Genomic DNA, 2,705 nt, shown 5'->3' with positions numbered 1-2,705 from the left:
TCTCCAGGGCGGCGGGGGACAGCCCGAGGACCGCCCGCCAGCCCTGGTCGCGGGCGGTCGCCGCGCCGGGCGCGGTCTGCCGTTCAAGGGGGTCCCGGGTCCGCCGTTCACGGGGGGTCCGGGCGGCGGTGGTCCGGTCGGCGGCGGGGGGTACGGGGGCGCCCTGGGGTACGGACCGGTCCGCCTCAGGGATCCGGGTCACGGCCTGGTGCTCGGCGGGACCCTGGGCTGCGGCCTGGTCCTCGGCGGCGGTGCCCTGGGCTGCGGACCGGTGCACGGCCGTCCCCTGCGTCGCGGCCTGGTCCGCGGCGGCCCCCTGCATCGCGGACCGGTGCGCCGCGGCGAGCAGGATCCGGCGCACCCCTCGCTGGGTGCGCGCCAGCTCCGTCACGGCCGCCGCACCGCCGAACCCCGACGCCAGCGCGTCGAAGTGGGCGGGCGTCAGCCCGTGCGCGGTGGACCCGGCGTCCGCCGCCTCCACATACCGGATCAGTTTCAGCAGGTCGGCGCAGTAGACCGAGGGGTGGTCGAAGCCGTCCGGCCGGGTGGGCGAAGGGGTGCGATAGCGATGGGCGTACAGTCCCCCGCCGCAGACGGCGACGACCGGGCAGGCGCGGCACTCGGCGGACAGTCCGTCCAGACCCTGGCGCTGCGCGAGGATGCCGGGGTGCTCGGCGGCCTGGTCGAAGCGGTCGCGAGCCACATGGAATCCCGTCCCGGGCGCGCCTTCCGCGACGGTTTTCAGCCAGTCAGCCTGTTCGACGGCTCCATCGGTCTCCACCACCAGAAGATCGGAGCTGCCCGTGCCCAGGGCTTCGGTGAGGCTGATGCCCCCGTGCGTCAGCCGGGTGATGGACTCGAAGAGCCGGATCCGGACCGGTCTGCCCTCCGCCGTCCAGCTGCGGTGTACGGCGATCAGCCAGTCGGCGTACTCCGTGGGGCCGTGGGGGCGCGGCGGCGGCCGGTCCCAGGTGGCGTGCGGCAGCAGAAAGTCGATGCCGGGCGGATCGAGCCCGGACAGGGAGCGGTAGACGGCGACCGGGTCGTTGGCGACGTCGACGGTGCACAACAGCCCGCCGAAGGCGCTCCGGTGGGCGGGCGATCCGAGACGGCGGACGGCCCGCACCACCTGGTCATGGCTGCCCGACCCGTCGGCTCTGATCCGGTGCCGGTCGTTGGCGTGCCGGTCGCCGTCGAGGGAGACACCGGTGACGATGCCCTCCTCGGCCAGCATGGCGCAGAACGCGTCGTCCAGCCGGAGCCCATTGGTCTGCATCCGCAGATCGAGTTCGCACACCCCCGCCAGCGCGGCGCGCAGTTCACGGGCGAAGCCGCGCAGCCGCTCCCGGCCGGCCAGCAGGGGCTCGCCGCCGTGCAGCACCACATGGATCCGGGACAGTCCGTGCGCGGCGGCGTGTTCGGCCATCCGCGCGGCGGCGAGGCGGAAGGTCCCCGGTGACATCGTCACCGGGCGGCCCCGCCAGCTCTGGTCCGCGTGCCGGTAGACATAGCAGTGGTCGCAGGCCAGGTCGCACCGGCTGTGCACTTTGATCACAAACTGCCGGAAGGGTCGTGTGGCCGCGGGCACCTGGGCGCTCCCCGTGGGTCTGCGCTACGGGGCGGGCCGGACCGATCCCGAGGACTGGAACGCCGAGCCCGTCTCGCGCGCCGAGCCCACCCGGGCCAGCACGGCGGCGCGGTCGTCATCGGGGACCCGGTCGAGTGGGGTGTCGCTGTGGTCCGGCAGCAGACCACGGATCGTCACGGGCGGCTCAGAGCTGTCCATGGGCCCTCCTCGGGTGCATGGCTCCGGTCGGCACGCTCATCGTGACCCCGGGGCTACGCGCGTACAAGGCGTCGACCGGCCAATTCGAACGCCGGGCCGAGGTCCCCTCCCGTCCCCGGGACGGTGGTGCTCCCCAGGCGGCGGGGGCGCACCTGGGCCAGCATGGGAAGAGGCTGCATCCGGCCCCCGGGCACACTGTCAGGAGGCCCCATGGAGTACGCGGAGAGCTATGAGCTGGTGTTCCAGGCGTCGGGCACGGAGGACGACGCGGTGATCGTCCGGCGTACCGAGCGAGCCGGGGCCGGCGGCCATCCCGTCTACGAGGACGACACCGGCATCGTCCGCGCGGAGATCAGCGAGCGCGGAGAGGTCCGCATGCTGGCGAGCGGCGGACACCAGGCCCCGGGGATGCCGGTGTCGGTGCGTCCGCTCGAACCCTGAGCGGACCGCGCGCCGGCGGACGGTCCCGGAGTGATTCGGTTGCCGTCCGCGGAGCAGAGCCGGATCAGGGGGCGTGATGATGCTCAAGGGGGCGTGAACCGGGGGCGGGAAGGACTCCGGGCTTGGCGATCGGACCCATGAGAGCTTAGGCTAGGCATACCTAAGTATTTTCTCGTTGGTCCGACGCCTGGAGATGTGGAGATCCGTATGCGCCGCCTGTTCAACGCCCCGCCCGCACAGCCGACGAGCGCCGAACGGATCCGGTCGATCCTGACGGCGGCCGATTCGATGACCGTGGTCACCGACCGGGGGCGTACCGAGGTGTCCCGGCTGGACGGGCCGGGCGTCACCGAGCACATCCATCTCCATCCGGCGATGGGCCGGGTATGGGAGGACGATACGGCCCCGGACAGCCCGGACGGGGACGGCGGACTCGTGCGCGCCACCCTGGAGTTCACCGACATCGCGCCGACCCCGG

3 protein-coding genes and 1 pseudogene are annotated in these 2,705 nt (G+C 73.3%); 2 read left to right on the top strand and 2 right to left on the bottom strand.

Going from position 1 to position 2,705, the window contains the following annotated elements; genetic code table 11:
* Positions 1-1,588 (bottom strand): FxsB family cyclophane-forming radical SAM/SPASM peptide maturase (locus tag FF041_RS22470; protein WP_323392410.1); only part of this gene is annotated, 1,588 nt, incomplete at its 3' end.
* A gap of 24 nt (positions 1,589-1,612) precedes the next feature.
* The gene (locus FF041_RS22465) at positions 1,613-1,786 is read right to left on the bottom strand and encodes a hypothetical protein (protein ID WP_153524471.1); all 174 of its coding nucleotides are present in this window, start codon (positions 1,784-1,786) and stop codon (positions 1,613-1,615) included.
* Between the two features lie 210 nt (positions 1,787-1,996).
* On the opposite strand from FF041_RS22465, the gene FF041_RS22460 reads away from it, so the two are divergent.
* Both FF041_RS22460 and FF041_RS38050 read left to right on the top strand, forming a co-directional pair.
* Positions 1,997-2,227, top strand: coding sequence for a DUF6296 family protein (locus FF041_RS22460; RefSeq protein ID WP_153524470.1), 231 nt, complete (start codon positions 1,997-1,999; stop codon positions 2,225-2,227).
* A gap of 207 nt (positions 2,228-2,434) precedes the next feature.
* A pseudogene (locus FF041_RS38050) lies at positions 2,435-2,705 on the top strand (DUF2470 domain-containing protein); the annotation flags it as partial.

Origin of the sequence: Streptomyces jumonjinensis, from assembly GCF_009600885.1 — a bacterium.
GTDB classification, from domain to species: domain Bacteria; phylum Actinomycetota; class Actinomycetes; order Streptomycetales; family Streptomycetaceae; genus Streptomyces; species Streptomyces jumonjinensis.
The sequence above is the reverse complement of the archived record's forward strand: the minus strand, read 5'-3'. Positions and strand labels throughout refer to the sequence as shown.